The organism is Citrobacter sp. wls613, from assembly GCF_005281195.1.
GTDB lineage: Bacteria > Pseudomonadota > Gammaproteobacteria > Enterobacterales > Enterobacteriaceae > Citrobacter > Citrobacter gillenii.
In genome coordinates, this window is record NZ_SZXN01000056.1 from 70,170 (window position 1) to 89,321 (window position 19,152).

The 19,152-nt window shown below is 54.8% G+C and carries 16 protein-coding genes and 1 pseudogene; 14 read left to right on the forward strand and 3 right to left on the reverse strand.

Annotation, left to right across the window (positions count from 1 at the left end):
* Positions 1-9: 9 nt before the first annotated feature.
* On the reverse strand, positions 10-993 hold the full coding sequence (locus FDX01_RS10500; protein WP_096756160.1) for an autoinducer 2 ABC transporter substrate-binding protein: 984 nt from the start codon (positions 991-993) through the stop codon (positions 10-12).
* 413 nt (positions 994-1,406) lie between these two features.
* On the opposite strand from FDX01_RS10500, the gene FDX01_RS10505 reads away from it, so the two are divergent.
* Both FDX01_RS10505 and FDX01_RS10510 read left to right on the forward strand, forming a co-directional pair.
* Positions 1,407-2,045, forward strand: coding sequence for a DUF1007 family protein (locus FDX01_RS10505; protein ID WP_137399747.1), 639 nt, complete (start codon positions 1,407-1,409; stop codon positions 2,043-2,045).
* Positions 2,036-3,015 (forward strand): annotated as a pseudogene (locus FDX01_RS10510) (nickel/cobalt transporter). Before FDX01_RS10505 ends, FDX01_RS10510 begins: the two are co-directional and overlap by 10 nt.
* A gap of 73 nt (positions 3,016-3,088) precedes the next feature.
* Here FDX01_RS10510 and suhB read toward each other — a convergent pair.
* Positions 3,089-3,892 carry an inositol-1-monophosphatase gene (gene suhB, locus FDX01_RS10515; protein WP_096756163.1) on the reverse strand — a complete coding sequence of 268 codons (804 nt, stop codon included), beginning with the start codon at positions 3,890-3,892 and terminating at the stop codon, positions 3,089-3,091.
* Positions 3,893-4,010: 118 nt separating this feature from the next.
* Here suhB and trmJ point away from each other — a divergent pair, with 118 nt between their 5' ends.
* The 11 genes from trmJ to sseB all read left to right on the forward strand — a co-directional run bounded on the left by trmJ (position 4,011) and on the right by sseB (position 13,018).
* Positions 4,011-4,742: a tRNA (cytosine(32)/uridine(32)-2'-O)-methyltransferase TrmJ gene (gene trmJ / locus FDX01_RS10520; protein ID WP_096756164.1), complete on the forward strand. Its 732-nt coding sequence runs from the start codon at positions 4,011-4,013 to the stop codon at positions 4,740-4,742.
* Between the two features lie 217 nt (positions 4,743-4,959).
* Positions 4,960-5,451 (forward strand): Fe-S cluster assembly transcriptional regulator IscR, encoded by a 492-nt coding sequence (gene iscR, locus FDX01_RS10525; protein WP_005120405.1) that lies wholly within the window; start codon positions 4,960-4,962, stop codon positions 5,449-5,451.
* Positions 5,452-5,563: 112 nt separating this feature from the next.
* Entirely contained in the window at positions 5,564-6,778 is a 1,215-nt protein-coding gene (gene iscS / locus FDX01_RS10530; RefSeq protein WP_096756165.1) for a cysteine desulfurase, read from the forward strand.
* A 148-nt stretch (positions 6,779-6,926) separates the two neighbouring features.
* The gene (gene iscU, locus FDX01_RS10535) at positions 6,927-7,313 is read left to right on the forward strand and encodes a Fe-S cluster assembly scaffold IscU (RefSeq protein ID WP_002913991.1); all 387 of its coding nucleotides are present in this window, start codon (positions 6,927-6,929) and stop codon (positions 7,311-7,313) included.
* 20 nt (positions 7,314-7,333) lie between these two features.
* Positions 7,334-7,657 carry an iron-sulfur cluster assembly protein IscA gene (gene iscA / locus FDX01_RS10540; RefSeq protein WP_003835203.1) on the forward strand — a complete coding sequence of 108 codons (324 nt, stop codon included), beginning with the start codon at positions 7,334-7,336 and terminating at the stop codon, positions 7,655-7,657.
* Positions 7,658-7,857: 200 nt separating this feature from the next.
* The gene (hscB, locus tag FDX01_RS10545; RefSeq protein WP_137361844.1) at positions 7,858-8,373 is read left to right on the forward strand and encodes a co-chaperone HscB; all 516 of its coding nucleotides are present in this window, start codon (positions 7,858-7,860) and stop codon (positions 8,371-8,373) included.
* A gap of 14 nt (positions 8,374-8,387) precedes the next feature.
* On the forward strand, positions 8,388-10,238 hold the full coding sequence (gene hscA / locus FDX01_RS10550) for a Fe-S protein assembly chaperone HscA (protein WP_137399748.1): 1,851 nt from the start codon (positions 8,388-8,390) through the stop codon (positions 10,236-10,238).
* 1 nt (position 10,239) lies between these two features.
* Complete coding sequence (gene fdx / locus FDX01_RS10555; protein ID WP_003037690.1) at positions 10,240-10,575, forward strand: ISC system 2Fe-2S type ferredoxin; 336 nt, start codon at positions 10,240-10,242, stop codon at positions 10,573-10,575.
* 11 nt (positions 10,576-10,586) lie between these two features.
* Positions 10,587-10,787, forward strand: coding sequence for a Fe-S cluster assembly protein IscX (gene iscX, locus FDX01_RS10560; RefSeq protein WP_003037694.1), 201 nt, complete (start codon positions 10,587-10,589; stop codon positions 10,785-10,787).
* 61 nt (positions 10,788-10,848) lie between these two features.
* Complete coding sequence (gene pepB / locus FDX01_RS10565; protein ID WP_137399749.1) at positions 10,849-12,132, forward strand: aminopeptidase PepB; 1,284 nt, start codon at positions 10,849-10,851, stop codon at positions 12,130-12,132.
* A 109-nt stretch (positions 12,133-12,241) separates the two neighbouring features.
* Positions 12,242-13,018, forward strand: a complete 777-nt coding sequence (gene sseB / locus FDX01_RS10570; protein WP_137399750.1) for an enhanced serine sensitivity protein SseB — start codon at positions 12,242-12,244, stop codon at positions 13,016-13,018.
* 98 nt (positions 13,019-13,116) lie between these two features.
* Here sseB and sseA read toward each other — a convergent pair whose 3' ends face one another.
* The gene (sseA, locus tag FDX01_RS10575) at positions 13,117-13,962 is read right to left on the reverse strand and encodes a 3-mercaptopyruvate sulfurtransferase (protein WP_137399751.1); all 846 of its coding nucleotides are present in this window, start codon (positions 13,960-13,962) and stop codon (positions 13,117-13,119) included.
* Between the two features lie 207 nt (positions 13,963-14,169).
* Here sseA and FDX01_RS10580 point away from each other — a divergent pair, with 207 nt between their 5' ends.
* Positions 14,170-19,101 (forward strand): alpha-2-macroglobulin, encoded by a 4,932-nt coding sequence (locus tag FDX01_RS10580; protein ID WP_137399752.1) that lies wholly within the window; start codon positions 14,170-14,172, stop codon positions 19,099-19,101.
* Positions 19,102-19,152 lie beyond the last annotated feature (51 nt).

A 19,152-nucleotide genomic window follows, 5' to 3' on the forward strand; every position in this document is an offset into this window, starting at 1 on the left:
GCTAAAGCCTTAGAAACCGAGTGATTGCGCGTTGTCTTTGGTGACTTCGAGGATCTTGTTAAAACGGATCACTTTCTTCTCCATGTCGATATCGGCTTTCCCTAAACCATCGATACTCAGATCGGTATTGACCTCTTTGCCTTGCAGCAGTTGGTCAGCAACAGTCACCAGTGCGTAGCCCGCATCTTTCGGGTCCCACAACAGTGCTTTTTTGATATCTCCACGCATCAGGTAAGGTGCGGCCTGGGCTGGCATGGCGATACCGACGACGGCAATTTTATCCTTGGCGCGTTTTTTCTGTACGGCCTGGCCTGCCCCAATCGGACCCAGTGAACCGAAGCCGATAATCCCTTTCATTTGCGGATAGGTTTTCATCAGATCCAGCGTCGTGGAATAGGACTTATCAATACTTTCCGCTACCGGCAGACGCGAGGTCACTTCGAACATCTCCGGGTATTTTTCTTTCTGATACTTAATCGCATAGTCGGCCCATGCGTTATGCAACGGCACGGTCAGCGAACCGACATAGATGGCATAACCCCCTTTGCCGCCCATACTTTTCGCCAGCTCATCAACGTTGGCCTGCGCATATTTTTCACTGTCGATGGTTTCGATATCCCACTGGCCGATTTGCTCGTCCGGGGATTCGTGCGTCAGGACCACAATGCCTTTCTCGCGCGCTTTTTTCAGTACCGGCTCAAGGACTTTGGCATCGTTTGGCACTACGATTATCGCATTCACGTTTTTGGCGATCAGATCTTCAATCACTTTCACCTGCTGAGCCGGGTCTGGCGTAGACGGACCGGTCTGGTAAGCGTTCACATCCAGTTTTTTTGCTGCTTCGTTAACGCCGGTCTCCATACGGTTAAACCAGGGAATACCAGTGACTTTGGCAACCACAGCAATTTCATATTTTTCCGCCGCAAAGGACGTGCCGGACAACATGCATGCAGAAACCAGGGTTGCACTGAGTAATGCGAGTTTGAATTTCATAGTTGTACCTTTAGTAGGGGGCAGGGCATGTCACGGCGTGAGGTTAACAATGAAGGGAAGAGGGAATGAATCATAAATTCTGTGAATGTGATCTATGCCCATTTTTGTAAAATACAGGATCTATTTGAGTTAATTTTTAGTTAAATGTGAAGGCTTTCGCGTGTGTGAAGTCAAATTTATTGTTATCAAACAATTACAATGAAACTAAATATTAACATTTTGTTATCATTTGCATTAAGGGGATGCGGTAAATCCTCTTTTTTTCCGTTGCCAACGATGAACAAATTTTCGAAATTGAGAACTGAATCGATACCGGAAAAGGGGCCCAATATTTTATCGTTCAATGCTATCCTCAGCGTATTCTCGCCAACGACGTCCTTTTGATGGCGGGCTGGATTTATTGTGGAGAAATCATGCCGCGTGTTAAACGCATCATTGTCACGTTGTTTCTGGTCGTCCTGTCTTTTGGCGCGGGCGCGCATCCTCACAGTTTTATTCATCTGAAAACCGAACTGGTGAGTGAAAATAACCAGTTTGTGGCGTTGAAAATGCGCTGGACGATGGATGAAATCACCTCCGCTGACCTGCTGTACGATGCGGGCAATGCCAAACCGGGGGATGAGATCTGGAAAAAACTGGCTGCGGAAGTGATGGCCAATGTCCTCGGACAGCACTATTTCACCGAAGTGTGGCACAACGGGCAAAAGGTAAAATTTAAAAATCGCCCGACGGAATATGGCATGGAGCGCGAGGAACATCAGGCGGTGCTGACGTTTGTACTGCCGTTGGCCCAACCACAGCCGCTTGCCGGACAGACTTATAGTATTTCCACGTTTGATCCCACCTACTACGTGGATATGAGTTACGACCAGGACCGCGATGCCACGCTGGCGCCGGGCTTCAGCAAGCAATGCCGGATTAGCGTGCATACCCCGACGCCTAATGAACAAACGCTGAGCTTTGCGCAGTCACTGGATAAAGAAGACGCGCCGCCGGAGGATATGGAGTTGGGTAAACAATTTGCGCAGACGGTAACGCTACAATGTCAGTAGTTTATCAACAACGCGTAGCCAGACGCCGCTGGCTAATGCTATGGCCACTGGCGCTCTTTTTACTGCTGGCGATCGGTGGCGTGCTGTGGATCTGGCAGGCCTGGCCGCAGGTGATGGTGCAAAGTATTCTCTGGCAACGGGACGTTAACCAGCAGATGAGCGGCTTGCTGAAAGCGGTGGCCGCCAATCCCACCCGTGCGGGCGGATCGCTGCTGCTGTTTAGCTTTATTTATGGGGTATTGCACGCGCTGGGTCCGGGGCACGGGAAAATCGTCATCACTACCTGGCTGGCGACGCATCCCTCGAAGCTGAGGTCGAGCATCGGGCTGACGCTGGCCTCGTCCTTATTACAGGGGCTGGTGGCGATCGGTCTGGTCGTTGTGGTGCTCACGGTACTGCAACTGCCCGCCCGGCAACTGCATATGAGCAGTTTCTGGCTGGAGAAAGCCAGCTATGCGCTGGTCGGCGTGTTGGGGGTTTTACTGTGTTGGCGGGCGTTAAAAAAATACGCGCGCTGCTGCGTCGCCCGACATTTACCGCGTTCACACCGCATCATGTGCATGATGAACGCTGTGGTTGCGGGCATCAGCATGTGCCCAACCCGGAACAGCTGCAAAGCGGCGATGACTGGCGCGCCCGGCTGATAATCATTCTCTCGATGGGAATGCGCCCTTGTTCTGGCGCCATAATGGTGCTGTTGTTTAGTAAAGTGGTGGGCGTCTTTGGCTGGGGCATGGCGTCGGCGCTGGCGATGGCAGCGGGAACCTCTCTGACCATTACTTCTCTGGCATTACTGGTACACAGTTTTCGGACGATGGCGCTGAAACTCAGCGGCAATAAAGCGCCGGTATTGTGGCGACAGATGGCCTGGACCACGCTGGCATTGGCCGGTGGTGCGATTTTAGTGGTTGCTGCGGTGGTGATGTGGGTGAGTGCGGTGCCGGTGGGAAGGGGATTACGACCGTTTTAGGTTAGTAAGCGGTATGAGTATGAAATGTAGGCCGGACAAGACGCGTCAGCGTCGCATCCGGCACCACAACTGATTAACGCTTCAGCGCGTCGCTCAGTTCGTCACGCATGTTCGCCAGCATGGCTTTCACTACGCGCGGGTTACCTGCAACGATGTTGCCGGTTGACATGTAGTTATGACCGCCGGTGAAGTCGCATACCAGTGCGCCTGCTTCACGTGCAATCAGTTCACCTGCGGCAAAATCCCACGGCTTCAGGCCGATTTCGAAGTAACCATCAACGCGTGCGGCGGCAACATAGGCCAGATCCAGCGCAGCAGAACCGGTGCGGCGGAAGTCAGCGCATTCGGTGTACATTTTGCCGAGGATCTTCATATAAGAAGGGGCGTGCTGTTTGGCTTTGAACGGGAACCCGGTGGCGATGATGGTGCCATCCAGATCGCGAGCGGTGCTGCCACGCAGACGGTAGCCGTTCAGCTGTGCGCCCTGACCGCGCGTTGCGGTGAACAGTTCGTTACGCATTGGATCGTAAACAACGGCGACTTCAGTACGGCCTTTAATGCGTACTGCGATGGATACCGCGAAGTGCGGCAGACGTTTTACGAAGTTGGTGGTGCCATCCAGTGGATCGATAACCCATTGAACATCCAGATCTTCACCAATATGTTCACCGCTTTCTTCGGTGATGATGGTGTGCTGAGGGTAAGATTTGCGGATTGTTTCGATAATAATCGCTTCTGCGGCTTTATCGACGTTAGTCACGAAATCATTGCTGCCTTTCTGGCTGGTTTCTACAGAGTCTGGTGTTTCGTAGTGTTTGGCAATTACATTACCCGCCTTGCGCGCTGCGCGCACGGCGATGGTCAGCATCGGATGCATCGGTCTCTCTCACTGGATGTTAAAGAACGGGAAAACGGCGCAGAGTATAGCAGCGAGTTCGGTATATGTCTTCGTTTTATGATAATATGGCCGAATAATCTTTAGCCGAAGAAAGACAATGCTGCAAAATATTCGAATTGTGCTGGTGGAGACCTCTCACACCGGCAATATGGGCTCCGTTGCCCGCGCAATGAAAACCATGGGTTTAACCAATCTGTGGCTGGTGAATCCGCTGGTCAAACCTGACTCCCAGGCCATCGCCCTGGCGGCCGGTGCCAGCGACGTGATCGGTAATGCGCAAATCGTCGATACCCTCGATGAAGCGCTGGCTGGCTGTAGTCTGGTGGTCGGAACCAGCGCGCGCTCCCGTACCTTGCCGTGGCCGATGCTCGACCCGCGCGAATGCGGTTTAAAAAGCGTCGCCGAAGCGGCGAATACCCCGGTTGCGCTGGTGTTTGGTCGTGAACGCGTAGGGCTGACCAACGACGAACTGCAAAAATGCCATTATCACGTCGCGATTGCCGCGAACCCGGAATACAGTTCGCTGAACCTGGCGATGGCGGTTCAGGTCATTTCTTATGAAGTACGCATGGCCTGGCTGGCAACGCAGGAAAGCGGTAAGACGACAGAATACGAAGAAACCGAGTATCCGCTGGTCGATGATTTAGAGCGTTTTTACGGTCATCTGGAACAGACGCTACTGTCGACGGGTTTTATCCGCGAGAACCATCCGGGGCAGGTGATGAACAAACTGCGTCGTCTGTTCACGCGTGCGCGTCCTGAGAGCCAGGAGCTGAATATTCTGCGCGGAATGCTTGCTTCTATAGAGCAGCAGAATAAAGGAAAGTAGGCGTCTTGATGCCGTATAGCTGCTCGATTTGTAGGCCGGATAAGCGAAGTGCTATCCGGCAAATGAAAACGGCACTGAAGGTTAAATACCTGACTAATTTAGTCAAGTAAATAGTTGACTGATTTAGTCGGGAATGTCAGACTTGCCCCTGCTATGCAATACCCCCATTTTACAATAAAAAACCCCGGGCAGGGGCGAGTTTGAGGCTAAGTAAGACATGAGACTGACATCAAAAGGGCGTTATGCCGTGACCGCAATGTTGGACGTTGCGCTCAACTCCGAAACGGGCCCGGTACCGTTGGCTGATATTTCTGAACGTCAGGGCATTTCCCTGTCGTACCTGGAGCAGCTGTTCTCCCGTTTGCGTAAAAACGGTCTGGTTTCAAGCGTACGTGGACCAGGCGGCGGGTATCTGCTGGGTAAAGATGCTGGCAGCATCGCAGTAGGTGAAGTCATTAGCGCTGTTGACGAGTCGGTAGATGCCACCCGTTGTCAGGGCAAAGGTGGTTGTCAGGGCGGCGATAAGTGCCTTACCCACGCGCTGTGGCGCGATCTGAGCGACCGTCTGACGGGTTTTCTCAACAACATTACGTTGGGTGAACTGGTGAATAACCAGGAAGTCCTGGATGTGTCTGGACGCCAGCACACGCATGACGCTCCACGCAGCACCCGCACGCAAGACGCGATCGACGTTAAGTTACGCGCATAATAAAAGTATTTTAGAATCAGGCCGGGGTGTTGGACACCCCGTTAACTCGGCCGTACATCCAGCCGGTTGCCTGGTTCCTTGCATTGAAGCGATGTACGGAGTTTATAGAGCAATGAAATTACCGATCTATCTCGACTACTCCGCAACCACGCCGGTGGACCCGCGTGTTGCCGAGAAAATGATGCAGTGTCTGACCCTGGACGGAAACTTTGGTAATCCAGCGTCCCGTTCTCACCGTTTTGGCTGGCATGCTGAAGAGGCGGTAGATATCGCCCGTAATCAGATTGCTGACCTGGTGGGTGCCGATCCGCGTGAAATCGTCTTTACTTCCGGCGCGACCGAATCCGACAACCTGGCGATTAAAGGTGCGGCCAACTTTTATCAGAAAAAAGGCAAGCACATCATCACCAGCAAAACGGAACACAAAGCCGTGCTGGACACCTGTCGTCAGCTGGAGCGCGAAGGGTTTGAAGTCACCTACCTCGCCCCGCAGCGTAACGGCATTATTGACCTGAAAGAACTCGAAGCGGCGATGCGTGATGACACCATCCTCGTTTCTATTATGCACGTGAACAACGAAATTGGCGTGGTGCAGGATATCGCGGCTATCGGCGAAATGTGCCGTGCGCGTGGCATCATCTATCACGTTGATGCGACCCAGAGCGTGGGCAAACTGCCTATCGACCTGAGCCAGCTGAAAGTTGACCTGATGTCCTTCTCCGGTCACAAAATCTACGGTCCGAAAGGTATCGGCGCACTGTATGTTCGTCGTAAACCGCGTATCCGCATCGAAGCACAGATGCACGGCGGTGGTCACGAGCGCGGCATGCGTTCTGGTACGCTGCCTGTCCACCAGATCGTGGGTATGGGTGAAGCTTACCGTATCGCGAAAGAAGAGATGGAAACCGAGATGGCGCGCCTGCGCAGCCTGCGTAACCGTCTGTGGAACGGCGTGAAAGACATGGAAGAGGTCTACCTGAATGGTGATCTTGAGCATGGCGCACCGAACATCCTTAACGTCAGCTTTAACTACGTTGAAGGCGAGTCGCTGATCATGGCGCTGAAAGATCTGGCCGTTTCTTCCGGTTCTGCCTGTACGTCTGCAAGCCTGGAACCTTCCTACGTGCTGCGCGCGTTGGGTATGACTGACGAGCTGGCACACAGCTCAATCCGTTTCTCTTTAGGTCGTTTCACTACCGAAGAAGAGATTGACTACACCATCGATCTGGTTCGCAAGTCTATCGGCCGTCTGCGTGAACTTTCCCCGCTGTGGGACATGTTCAAACAGGGCGTAGACATCAACAGTATTGAATGGTCACATCATTAATCGGTATACCCGTCATACTTCAAGTTGCAGATGCGTTGGCCGCGCTCGCTCACCCCAGTCACGTACTTATGTACGCTCCTGGGGATTTGCTCCCTTGCCGCCTTCCTGCAACTCGAATTATTTAGGGTACACATAAGGAGAATTCATCATGGCTTACAGCGAAAAAGTAATCGATCATTATGAGAATCCACGTAACGTGGGTTCTTTTGACAACAGCGACGAGAACGTGGGCAGCGGTATGGTGGGTGCACCGGCCTGTGGCGACGTCATGAAGTTGCAGATCAAAGTCAACAATGAAGGTATCATTGAAGACGCGCGTTTTAAGACTTATGGCTGCGGTTCCGCCATTGCCTCCAGCTCCCTGGTTACCGAATGGGTGAAAGGGAAATCGCTGGACGAAGCACAGGCGATTAAAAACACCGATATCGCAGACGAGCTTGAACTGCCACCGGTGAAAATTCACTGTTCTATTCTGGCTGAAGACGCGATTAAAGCCGCGATTGCGGATTACAAAAGCAAACGTGAAGCAAAATAATTAAGAGTTGAGGTTTTATTATGTCGATTACCTTAAGCGACAGTGCAGCAGCGCGAGTAAATACCTTCCTGGCAAACCGTGGTAAAGGGTTTGGCCTGCGCCTGGGTGTGAGAACCTCCGGCTGCTCAGGTATGGCCTATGTACTGGAATTTGTTGACGAGCCGGCGGCTGAAGATACCGTGTTTGAAGACAAAGGCGTTAAAGTCGTGATCGACGGTAAAAGCCTGCAATTTCTGGACGGTACGCAGTTAGACTTCGTCAAAGAAGGTCTGAACGAAGGGTTTAAGTTCACTAACCCTAACGTGAAAGACGAGTGTGGATGCGGCGAAAGCTTCCACGTGTAACGCGTTCCTCTGTTATACCGATTAATTCGTGATGCAGAAAGGCGGCAAGCGAGTGAATCCCCAGGAGCTTACTTGAGTAAGTGACTGGGGTGAACGAGTGTAGACAACGCATCTGCTGCGCGAAGTAAGAAGGTATAACCCCACCGTGGCCTTGCTGCTACGTGTGGGGTTTGTTCTAACAGGCTACCCCTGAGAATGTTATGGACTACTTCACCCTCTTTGGCTTACCGGCCCGCTATCAGCTCGATACTCAGGCGCTGAGCCTCCGTTTTCAGGATCTACAACGTCAGTATCATCCTGATAAATTTGCCAGCGGTTCCCAGGCGGAACAACTTGCTGCAGTTTCGCAGTCCGCCACGATCAACCAGGCCTGGCAAACGCTGCGTCATCCCTTGATGCGCGCTGAATACTTACTGTCTTTACACGGCTTTGATATCAGAAACGAGCAGCACACGGTGCGCGATACCGCGTTCCTGATGGAGCAACTCGAGCTGCGCGAAGAGCTGGACGAGATTGAACAGGCTAAAGACAGTGAACGTCTGGATGCGTTGATGAAACGCATCAACGAGATGTACCAGGTTCGCCATCAGTTGATGGTCGAACAGCTGGACAGCGAAGCGTGGGATGTGGCGGCTGAGACCGTGCGTAAACTGCGTTTTCTCGATAAACTGCGAAGCAGTGCAGAACAACTCGAAGAAAAACTGCTCGATTTTTAATTTCGGAAGCGAAAATGGCCTTATTACAAATTAGTGAGCCTGGTCTGAGTGCCGCACCGCACCAGCGTCGTCTGGCGGTAGGCATTGACTTAGGCACCACCAACTCTCTGGTCGCGACCGTACGCAGCGGCCAGGCCGAAACGCTGGCTGACCACGAAGGTCGCCACCTGTTGCCGTCAGTGGTTCACTATCAGCAGCAGGGCTACGCTGTCGGCTACGATGCCCGTGCCAACGCGGCGCTGGACACTGCAAACACCGTCAGTTCGGTAAAACGTATGATGGGGCGCTCGCTCGCGGATATCCAGGCGCGTTATCCGCATCTGCCGTATACGTTCCAGGCAAGCGAAAACGGCCTGCCGATGATCGAAACCGCAGCGGGTTTGCTCAATCCGGTACGCGTGTCCGCCGATATTCTCAAAGCACTGGCCGCACGGGCGACCGAAGCGCTGTCCGGTGAACTGGACGGTGTGGTGATCACTGTTCCCGCCTATTTTGATGACGCGCAGCGTCAGGGTACCAAAGACGCCGCGCGTCTGGCGGGCCTGCACGTGCTGCGTCTGCTGAACGAACCGACCGCTGCCGCGATTGCCTATGGACTGGATTCGGGTCAGGAAGGCGTGATTGCGGTCTATGACCTCGGCGGCGGCACGTTTGATATTTCTATTCTGCGCCTGAGCCGTGGTGTGTTTGAAGTGCTGGCGACGGGCGGCGATTCCGCGCTCGGTGGTGATGATTTCGACCATCTGCTGGCTGATTATATTCGCGAGCAGGCGGGCGTGGCCGATCGCAGCGATAACCGCGTACAGCGCGAGCTGCTCGATGCCGCGATTGCCGCCAAAATTGCACTCAGCGATGCTGAATCCGTCACGGTTAACGTGGCCGGGTGGCAGGGTGAAGTTACCCGCGAAACCTTTAACGAACTGATTTCCGCCCTTGTTAAGCGCACGCTGCTGGCCTGCCGTCGTGCACTGAAAGATGCCGGCGTTGAGGCGCAGGACGTTCTGGAAGTCGTGATGGTCGGTGGTTCAACACGCGTACCGCTGGTGCGTGAACGCGTGGGTGAGTTTTTTGGTCGCACACCGCTGACCTCTATCGACCCGGACAAAGTGGTGGCTATCGGTGCGGCTATCCAGGCGGACATTCTTGTCGGCAACAAGCCTGACAGTGAAATGCTGCTGTTGGACGTCATCCCGCTGTCCCTGGGGCTGGAAACCATGGGCGGTCTGGTGGAGAAAGTGATCCCGCGTAACACCACCATTCCGGTGGCCCGCGCGCAGGACTTCACCACCTTCAAAGATGGCCAAACGGCGATGTCGATTCATGTGATGCAGGGCGAGCGTGAACTGGTGCAGGATTGCCGTTCTCTGGCGCGTTTTGCACTGCGCGGCATTCCGGCGCTGCCGGCGGGTGGGGCGCATATTCGCGTGACCTTCCAGGTTGATGCCGATGGACTGCTGAGCGTCACGGCCATGGAGAAATCCACCGGCGTGGAATCCTCTATCCAGGTCAAACCGTCCTACGGTCTGACGGACAACGAAATCGCTTCCATGATCCAGGATTCGATGAGCTTTGCCGAGCAGGATGTAAAAGCCCGCATGCTGGCAGAGCAGAAAGTCGAAGCTGCACGCGTACTGGATAGTTTATCCGGTGCGTTGAACGCTGATGCCGCGCTGTTAAGCGCCGCAGAACGTCAGGCCATCGACGCCGCCGCCGCGCATTTGAGCGAGGTTGCACAGGGTGACGATGTTGACGCTATCGAACAAGCCATTAAAAACGTAGACAAACAAACCCAGGAATTCGCCGCTCGCCGCATGGACAAGTCCGTCCGTAGCGCGCTGAAAGGCCATTCCGTGGACGAGGTTTAATATGCCAAAGATTGTTATTTTGCCTCATCAGGATCTCTGTCCCGATGGCGCAGTTCTGGAAGCTGAGACCGGTGAGACCATTCTCGACGTTGCCCTGCGTAACGGCATCGAGATTGAACACGCCTGTGAAAAATCCTGTGCCTGCACCACCTGTCACTGCATCGTGCGTGAAGGCTTCGATTCCCTGCCGGAAAGCACGGAAGAAGAAGATGACATGCTGGACAAAGCCTGGGGACTAGAGCCGGAGAGCCGTTTAAGCTGTCAGGCTCGCGTCACCGAAGACGATTTAGTGGTCGAAATCCCACGTTACACAATCAATCATGCGCGTGAGCATTAACAGAGGGTAGTATGGGACTGAAGTGGACCGACAGCCGTGAAATCGGCGAGGCGCTGTACGACGCGTTCCCCGATCTCGATCCCAAGACCGTTCGTTTCACCGATCTGCATCAATGGATCTGTGACCTGGAAGAGTTCGATGATGATCCGCAAGCATCGAACGAAAAAATCCTTGAGGCCATCTTGCTGGTCTGGCTGGACGAAGCTGAATAAGTCAACGGGCTGCCCACGGGTGGCCCGTTTTCCTGTATGCGCGAAAATAAGGATAAATAAAATGACAGAAGCCATGAAAATTACGCTTTCCACGCAGCCTGCTGACGCGCGCTGGGGTGAAAAAGCGACTTACAGCATTAACAGTGACGGCATTACCCTACACCTTAATGGAAAAGACGATCTGGGCCTTATCCAGCGCGCCGCGCGGAAAATCGACGGTCTGGGTATCAAACATATTCAGCTGGAAGGCGAAGGCTGGGACACCGAGCGCAGCTGGGCATTCTGGCAGGGCTACAAAGGACCTAAAGGCAGCCGTAAAGTTGAGTGGGCCCCGCTCGACGAGGCGCAGCAGAAGGAACTGGATAGCCGCCTGAAAATCATTGACTGGGTACGTGACACCATCAATGCCCCGGCGGAAGAACTCGGCCCGGAACAGCTGGCGCAGCGCGCGGTTGATCTGCTGTGCAGCGTGGCGTGCGATAACGTCTCTTACCGCATCACCAAAGGCGAAGATCTGCGCGAGCAGAATTACATGGGGCTGCACACGGTAGGTCGTGGATCTGAACGTCCACCGGTACTGCTGGCGCTGGACTATAACCCAACCGGTGATAAAACCGCTCCGGTTTACGCCTGCCTGGTCGGCAAAGGGATCACCTTTGACTCCGGCGGTTACAGCATCAAGCAAAGCGCGTTTATGGACTCAATGAAGTCCGATATGGGCGGCGCGGCCACGGTAACGGGCGCACTGGCGTTTGCCATCACTCGCGGTCTGAACAAACGTGTGAAGCTGTATCTGTGCTGTGCGGATAACCTGATCAGCGGCAATGCCTTCAAGCTCGGCGATATCATTCGCTATCGCAATGGCAAAAATGTTGAAGTGATGAACACCGACGCCGAAGGTCGTTTGGTGCTGGCAGATGGCCTGATTGACGCCAGTGCGCAGAAACCGGAATTGATCATCGATGCCGCGACGTTGACCGGTGCGGCGAAAACAGCTCTGGGTAACGATTACCATGCGCTGTTTAGCTTTGATGACCAGTTGGCAGCTCGTCTGATGGCAAGCGCGGCGCAGGAGAATGAACCGTTCTGGCGCCTGCCGTTGGCGGAATTCCACCGTAACCAGTTGCCGTCCAACTTTGCCGAGCTGAACAACACCGGCAGCGCGGCCTATCCTGCGGGCGCAAGCACCGCGGCGGGCTTCCTGTCGCATTTCGTGGAAAACTATCAGCAAGGCTGGCTGCATATCGACTGCTCTGCAACCTATCGCAAGGCACCGGTTGAGCAGTGGTCCGCGGGCGCGACCGGTCTGGGTGTGCGCACCATCGCGAATCTGCTGACTGCCTGAAAGGTGTTTTTGTAGGCCGGGTAAGCGAAGCGCCACCCGGCATTTTGCCTGATGCGACGCGGTGCGTCTTATCAGGCCTACAACCCATATGTACAAAATTTGTGATCTTATGTCCGAAATAAAAAATGAATTAGAAACGTTGCTGGAAAAAGCAGCGACGGAGCCTGCGCATCGTCCGGCCTTTTTCCGCACGTTGCTGGAATCCACCGTCTGGGTTCCGGGTACGGCCGCAGAAGGCGAGGCGGTAGTTGAAGACAGCGCACTGGATCTGCAGCACTGGGAAAAAGAAGACGGCACCACCGTGATCCCGTTTTTCACCTCCCTAGAAGCCCTGCAGCAGGCCGTTGAAGACGAACAGGCGTTTGTTGTGATGCCAGTACGCACGCTGTTTGAAATGACGCTGGGTGCGACGCTGTTTCTCAACGCCAAACTGCCGACCGGCAAAGAATTTATGCCGCGTGAAATCAGCCTGCTGCTCGGTGAAGAAGGCAATCCGTTGAGTACCCAGGAAGTGCTGGAGGGCGGCGAGTCGCTGATCCTCTCCGAGGTCGCGGAACCTCCGGCGCAGATGATCGACTCGCTCACGACGCTGTTTAAAACCATTAAACCGGTAAAACGGGCGTTTATCTGCTCGATTAAAGATAGCCCGGATGCCCAGCCTAATCTGCTGATTGGCATTGAAGCCGAGGGCGATATTGAAGAGATTATTCATGCCACGGGCAGCGTAGCGACCGATACGTTACCGGGTGATGAACCGATTGATATCTGCCAGGTGGTGAAAGGTGAGAAAGGGGTCAGCCACTTTATTACCGAACACATCGCGCCGTTCTACGAGCGCCGCTGGGGCGGTTTCCTGCGCGATTTTAAACAGAACCGGATCATCTAAAAGATCTTGCCGAATGGCCACGCATACGTCTTATCCAGCCTACGATTTACACTATTTTGTAGGCCGGATGCGCGACGCGCCATCCGGCATTTCCAGCTTTATAATATCGGTTCTACCGGTAAATCATTGCGTGCACCCCATTCGCTCCATGCCCCGTCATACAGGGCCACGTTAGGGACACCCAGCGTGGTAAGCGCCAGTACCACCACGGCGGCGGTTACGCCGGAGCCGCAACTGGCGATAATCGGTCTGTCAAAGCTCACGCCGTGGCTAAAGAAGATAGCGTCCAGTTCCTCGGTGGTTTTTAACTCGCCGTCGCGAACCAGTTCAGTCCACGGTACGTTTAGCGCACCGGGAACATGACCACGCCTCAGGCCAGGACGTGGCTCATCAACTTCCGCATTGAAACGCGCAGCCGGACGCGCATCAACAATCTGTGCGGTTTTTTCATGGCTGGCCAGCAGGACATCGGTCACTCGCACCACGGCTTCCGGCGTAAACGTCGCGTCAAACTCGCCTTCTGACAAATCAACGTTCCCTGCCTGCAGCGGGAATTCATCACGCTGCCAGCTTGCGAAACCGCCCGCCAGAATGGAGACATTTTCCACACCAAACGTGCGCAATATCCACCAGGCGCGCGGGGCAGAAAACAAATTGCCGTCATCGTAAATGACCAGGTGTTTATCCTGATGTACGCCCAGTTCGCGCATGGCTACGGCGAACGCCTCCGGGCGTGGCATCATATGCGGTAACGCTGAGGCATGGTCGGAGAGCGCTTCGATATCAAAAAAGACCGCGCCAGGGATATGGCCAGCGCGATACTCCTCGCCAACATCACGATCTTCCTGCCCTGGAGGCGCCATCCGGGCATCAAGAATTTGTATTTCCGGATCGTCAATGTGTTCGACAAGCCAGTCGGCAGCGACAAAGAAGGCGGTGGTCATAGGCATCTCCATTTTTACCAGGTTTCGGCAAATTGTCGGCTGTTTACCGTCAAGGGACAAGTAAAAGAGGCTGATTTGTCAGGGTGGATCGACATTATTCGCGAAAATTCAGATAACGTTGATTGGTTACAGACTTCCACATCCTGAAATCTCACGCATAATAGGGGTTCTACGTAGCTAACGGGCCGCTCAGGCCAGGGATGAAAAATGAAACATTTACGCGTAGCGGCCTGTATGCTGATGCTTGCGCTGGCGGGGTGCGATAATAATGATAAGCCGTCGACGGACGCGAAAAATGATACGCCTGCCCCACAGACCTCGTCGGTAAAAGATCCGGCGCAATTACACAAGCTGACACAGCAAAGTCAGGGTAAACCGTTGACGCTACTGGACGCCTCCGAAGTCCAGTTAGACGGCGCGGCGACGCTGGTGCTGACGTTCTCCATCCCCCTCGATCCTGAGCAAGATTTTTCTCGCGTACTGCACGTTGTCGATAAAAAAAGCGGCAAAGTGGACGGGGCCTGGGAATTGGCGCCCAACCTGAAAGAGCTACGCTTACGTCATCTGGAGCCCAACCGCGAACTGGTGGTGACTATTGAGCGCGATTTACTGGCGCTGAATAAGGCGACGTTTGGCACTGAATATGAAAAAAACATCACCACTCGCGATGTCCAGCCGAGCGTCGGATTTGCCAGTCGTGGCTCGCTGTTGCCAGGCAAAGTGATCGAAGGCCTGCCAGTGATGGCGCTGAACGTCAACAGCGTGGATGTGAACTTCTTTCGCGTGAAGCCGGAGTCGCTTGGCGCGTTTATCAGCCAGTGGGAATACCGCAACTCATTGTCTAACTGGGAATCCGACAACCTGCTGAAAATGGCAGAGCTGGTTTATACCGGGCGCTTTGACCTTAATCCGGCACGCAATACCCGTGAGAAACTGCTGCTGCCGCTGGGCGAAATCAAGCCGTTGCAGCAGGCGGGGGTGTACGTTGCGGTGATGAACCAGGCCGGGCAATACAATTACAGCAATGCTGCCACGCTATTTACGCTCAGCGATATTGGCGTATCCGCACACCGTTACCACAATCAGCTGGATGTCTTTACCCAGAGCCTGGAAAACGGCGCTGCGCAGCAGGGTATAGATGTTACCTTGCTCAATGAGAAAGGGCAGACGCTGGCGCAGGCGACCAGCGATGCGCAGGGACACGTGAAGCTCGAGACGGATAAAGACGCCGCCATATTGCTGGCGCGTAAAGACGGGCAAACCACGCTGCTGGACCTGAAATTACCGGCGCTGGATCTGGCTGAATTTGATATCGCGGGGGCACCGGGATACAGCAAACAGTTCTTTATGTTCGGTCCACGCGATCTCTATCGTCCCGGTGAAACGGTGATCCTCAACGGATTACTGCGCGACAGCGATGGCAAAACGTTGCCCGATCAGCCGGTGAAGCTGGAAGTCGTTAAGCCCGACGGGCAGGTATTACGCACGGTGGTCAGCCAGCCCGAAAACGGTCTGTACCGTCTGACCTGGCCGCTGGACAGCAGTGCGCCAACCGGTATGTGGCATATTCGCGCCAACACCGGCGATAACCGCTCACGGATGTGGGATTTCCACGTCGAAGATTTTATGCCCGAGCGGATGGCGCTCAACCTCACTGCCAATAAAATGCCGATTACACCGGCTGACGATGTGAAGTTTTCGGTGGTGGGTTACTACCTGTACGGTGCGCCTGCGCATGGTAATGCTCTGCAAGGTCAGCTATTCCTGCGACCACAGCGTGAAGCGGTGTCTGCATTGCCGGGATTCCAGTTTGGCAATATTGCTGAAGAGAATCTCTCCCGCAGTCTGGATGAAGTTCAGCTGACGCTGGATGAAAACGGTCGTGGCGAAGTCACAACCAGCAGTCAGTGGCAGGAAGCTCACTCGCCGTTACAGGTCATTTTGCAGGCCAGCCTGCTGGAGTCGGGTGGCCGTCCGGTGACCCGTCGGGTAGAACAGGCTATCTGGCCTGCAGATACCCTGCCGGGTATTCGCCCGCAATTCGCAGCCAAAGCCGTTTATGATTACCGCACCGATACCACGGTGAATCAGCCGATCGTTGATGAAGACAGCAACGCCGCGTTTGATATTGTTTATGCCGATGCAAAAGGCGAGAAAAAAGCGGTTTCCGGCTTGCAGGTGCGGTTGATCCGCGAACGTCGGGATTACTATTGGAACTGGTCTGAAGGAGAGGGCTGGCAGTCGCAGTTCGATCAAAAGGATCTGGTCGAAGGCGAGCAAACACTGGATCTTACCGCTGATGAAACCGGTAAGATCAGCTTCCCGGTGGAGTGGGGCGCTTACCGTCTGGAAGTGAAAGCACCCAACGATACGGTGAGCAGCGTGCGCTTCTGGGCCGGATACAGCTGGCAGGATAACAGCGACGGCAGCGGGGCGGTGCGCCCGGATCGTGTCACTCTGAAGCTGGATAAACCCAATTATCGTCCTGGCGACACCATGAAGTTGCACATTGCCGCGCCTGCTGCCGGTAAAGGCTATGCAATGGTGGAATCCAGCGAAGGCCCGCTGTGGTGGCAAGAGATCGATGTCCCTGCAAATGGTCTGGATCTCTCTATTCCGGTCGACAAAACCTGGAACCGCCATGACCTCTATCTTAGCGCGTTGGTGATCCGCCCTGGCGACAAATCCCGCTCGGCTACGCCAAAACGCGCGGTCGGGTTACTGCATTTGCCGCTGGGCGATGAAAATCGTCGCCTGGATTTGACGCTGGAAAATCCGGCTAAAATGCGCCCGAATCAACCGTTGACCGTTAACGTGAAAGCCAGTGTCAAAAATGGTGACGTGCCTAAACAGGTTAACGTCCTGGTCTCCGCTGTAGACAGCGGGGTGTTGAATATCACCGATTACGCTACCCCGGATCCGTGGCAGGCATTTTTTGGCCAGAAACGCTATGGCGCGGATATTTATGATATTTACGGCCAGGTAATCGAAGGGCAAGGGCGTTTGGCAGCACTGCGTTTCGGTGGCGATGGTGATGAGCTAAAACGCGGCGGCAAACCGCCGGTTAATCACGTCAATATCGTGGCGCAACAGGCGCTGCCGGTCACGCTCAACGAGAAAGGTGAGGGCACGGTAACGTTGCCGATTGGCGATTTTAACGGTGAACTGCGGGTGATGGCGCAGGCCTGGACCGCAGATGACTTTGGCAGTAGCGAGAGTAAAGTGATCGTCGCTGCGCCGGTGATCGCGGAACTGAATATGCCACGCTTTATGGCCGGTGGTGATACCTCGCGCCTGACGCTGGACGTCACCAATCTGACAGATAGGCCGCAGACGCTGAATATTCAGCTTACCGCCAGCGGCTTAGTGTCACTGATGGGCCAAAACCCTTCCCCGGTGGATCTGGCACCTGGCGTGCGTACCACGTTATTTATTCCGGTACGGGCACTGGAGGGATTCGGCGATGGTGAGATTCAGGCCGTTATTAGTGGTTTGACGCTGCCAGGTGAAACGCTCCCCGTTCAACATAAACAGTGGAAGATTGGCGTGCGTCCGGCGTTCCCGGCGCAAACTCTCAATAGCGGCGTGGCGCTGCAAGCCGGTGAAACCTGGCAGTTACCGGACGGGGAATTGACCAACTTCTCCCCGGCAACGGTGCAGGGGCAACTGCTGTTCAGCGGCAAGCCGCCGCTGAATCTGGCGCGCTATGTTCGCGAATTGAAAGCCTATCCTTACGGCTGCCTGGAGCAGACTGCCAGCGGATTATTCCCATCGTTGTATACCAACGCCGCACAGTTGAAGGCGTTGGGTATAGCGGGTGATAGCGATGAAAAACGCCGCACGGCGGTTGAAATAGGTATTTCCCGGTTACTGCAAATGCAGCGTGACGATGGGGGATTTGCGCTGTGGGATAAGAACGGGCCGGAAGAGTACTGGCTGAGTGCCTATGTCATGGACTTCCTCGTCCGGGCAAATGAACAGGGCTACAGCGTCCCGAGCGAGGTGATCAACCGGGGCAATGCGCGTCTGCTGCGTTATTTACAGGATCCGGGCATGATGTCGATTCGCTACACCGACGACACCGCAGCCAGCCGGTTTGCCGTACAGGCCTATGCCGCGCTGGTACTGGCCCGTCAGCAGAAAGCGCCGCTGGGCGCTCTGCGTGAGATCTGGGAACGTCGAGCTCAGGCCGCCTCTGGCCTGCCGCTGCTGCAATTGGGCATTGCGCTGAAAAACATGGGCGATGCGAATCGCAGTGAACAGGCGCTGACGTTGGCACTCAATACGCCGCGCCGAGATACGCAGCAGTGGATGGCGGATTACGGCAGTCAGCTACGCGACAACGCGCTGATGCTGGCCTTGCTGGAAGAGAATAAACTGAAACCCGACGTGCAAAATACTTTGCTGAATACGCTGTCGGAGCAGGCTTTCGGTCAGCGCTGGCTCTCCACGCAGGAGAATAATGCGCTGTTCCTTGCTGCCCGTACGCTGCAGGATCTGCCGGGCACGTGGCAGGCGCAGACATCTCTCTCTGAACAACCGCTGGCGGGTGATAAATCGCAAACCCGAAATCTGGATGCGGAACAGTTAGCGACGCTGGCGGTGACCAACACGGGTAATCTGCCGCTGTGGCTGCGTCTGGACGTCAGCGGCTATCCGCAAAGCTCACCGCAGCCTGCCAGCAATGTACTGCTCATTGAACGTCAGGTGCTGGGCACCGATGGGCAGAGTAAATCGCTCTCGTCTCTGCGCAGCGGCGAGCTGGTGCTGGTCTGGTTGACGGTTAGAGCCAGCCAGAATGTTCCGGATGCGCTGGTGGTCGATCTTCTGCCTGCTGGTCTGGAACTGGAAAACCAGAATCTGGCCAACGGTAGCGCCAGCCTGCAGGATAGCGGCAGCGAAGTGGCGAATTTGCTTAATCAAATGCAGCAAGCGGATATCCAGCACGTTGAATTCCGCGACGATCGCTTTGTCGCGGCGGTGGCAGTCAACGAAGGGCAACCGGTCACGCTGGTGTATCTGGCGCGCGCGGTCACACCGGGGACGTATCAGGTACCTGTACCCCAGGTGGAATCGATGTATGTTCCGCAGTGGCGTGCCACCGGCACGGCTGAGGGCCCGCTGATTGTCAGACCGTAAATGATGCATCGGTGGGTTAAACGCAGCGGCTGGCTGGTAGCCGCTGCGTTG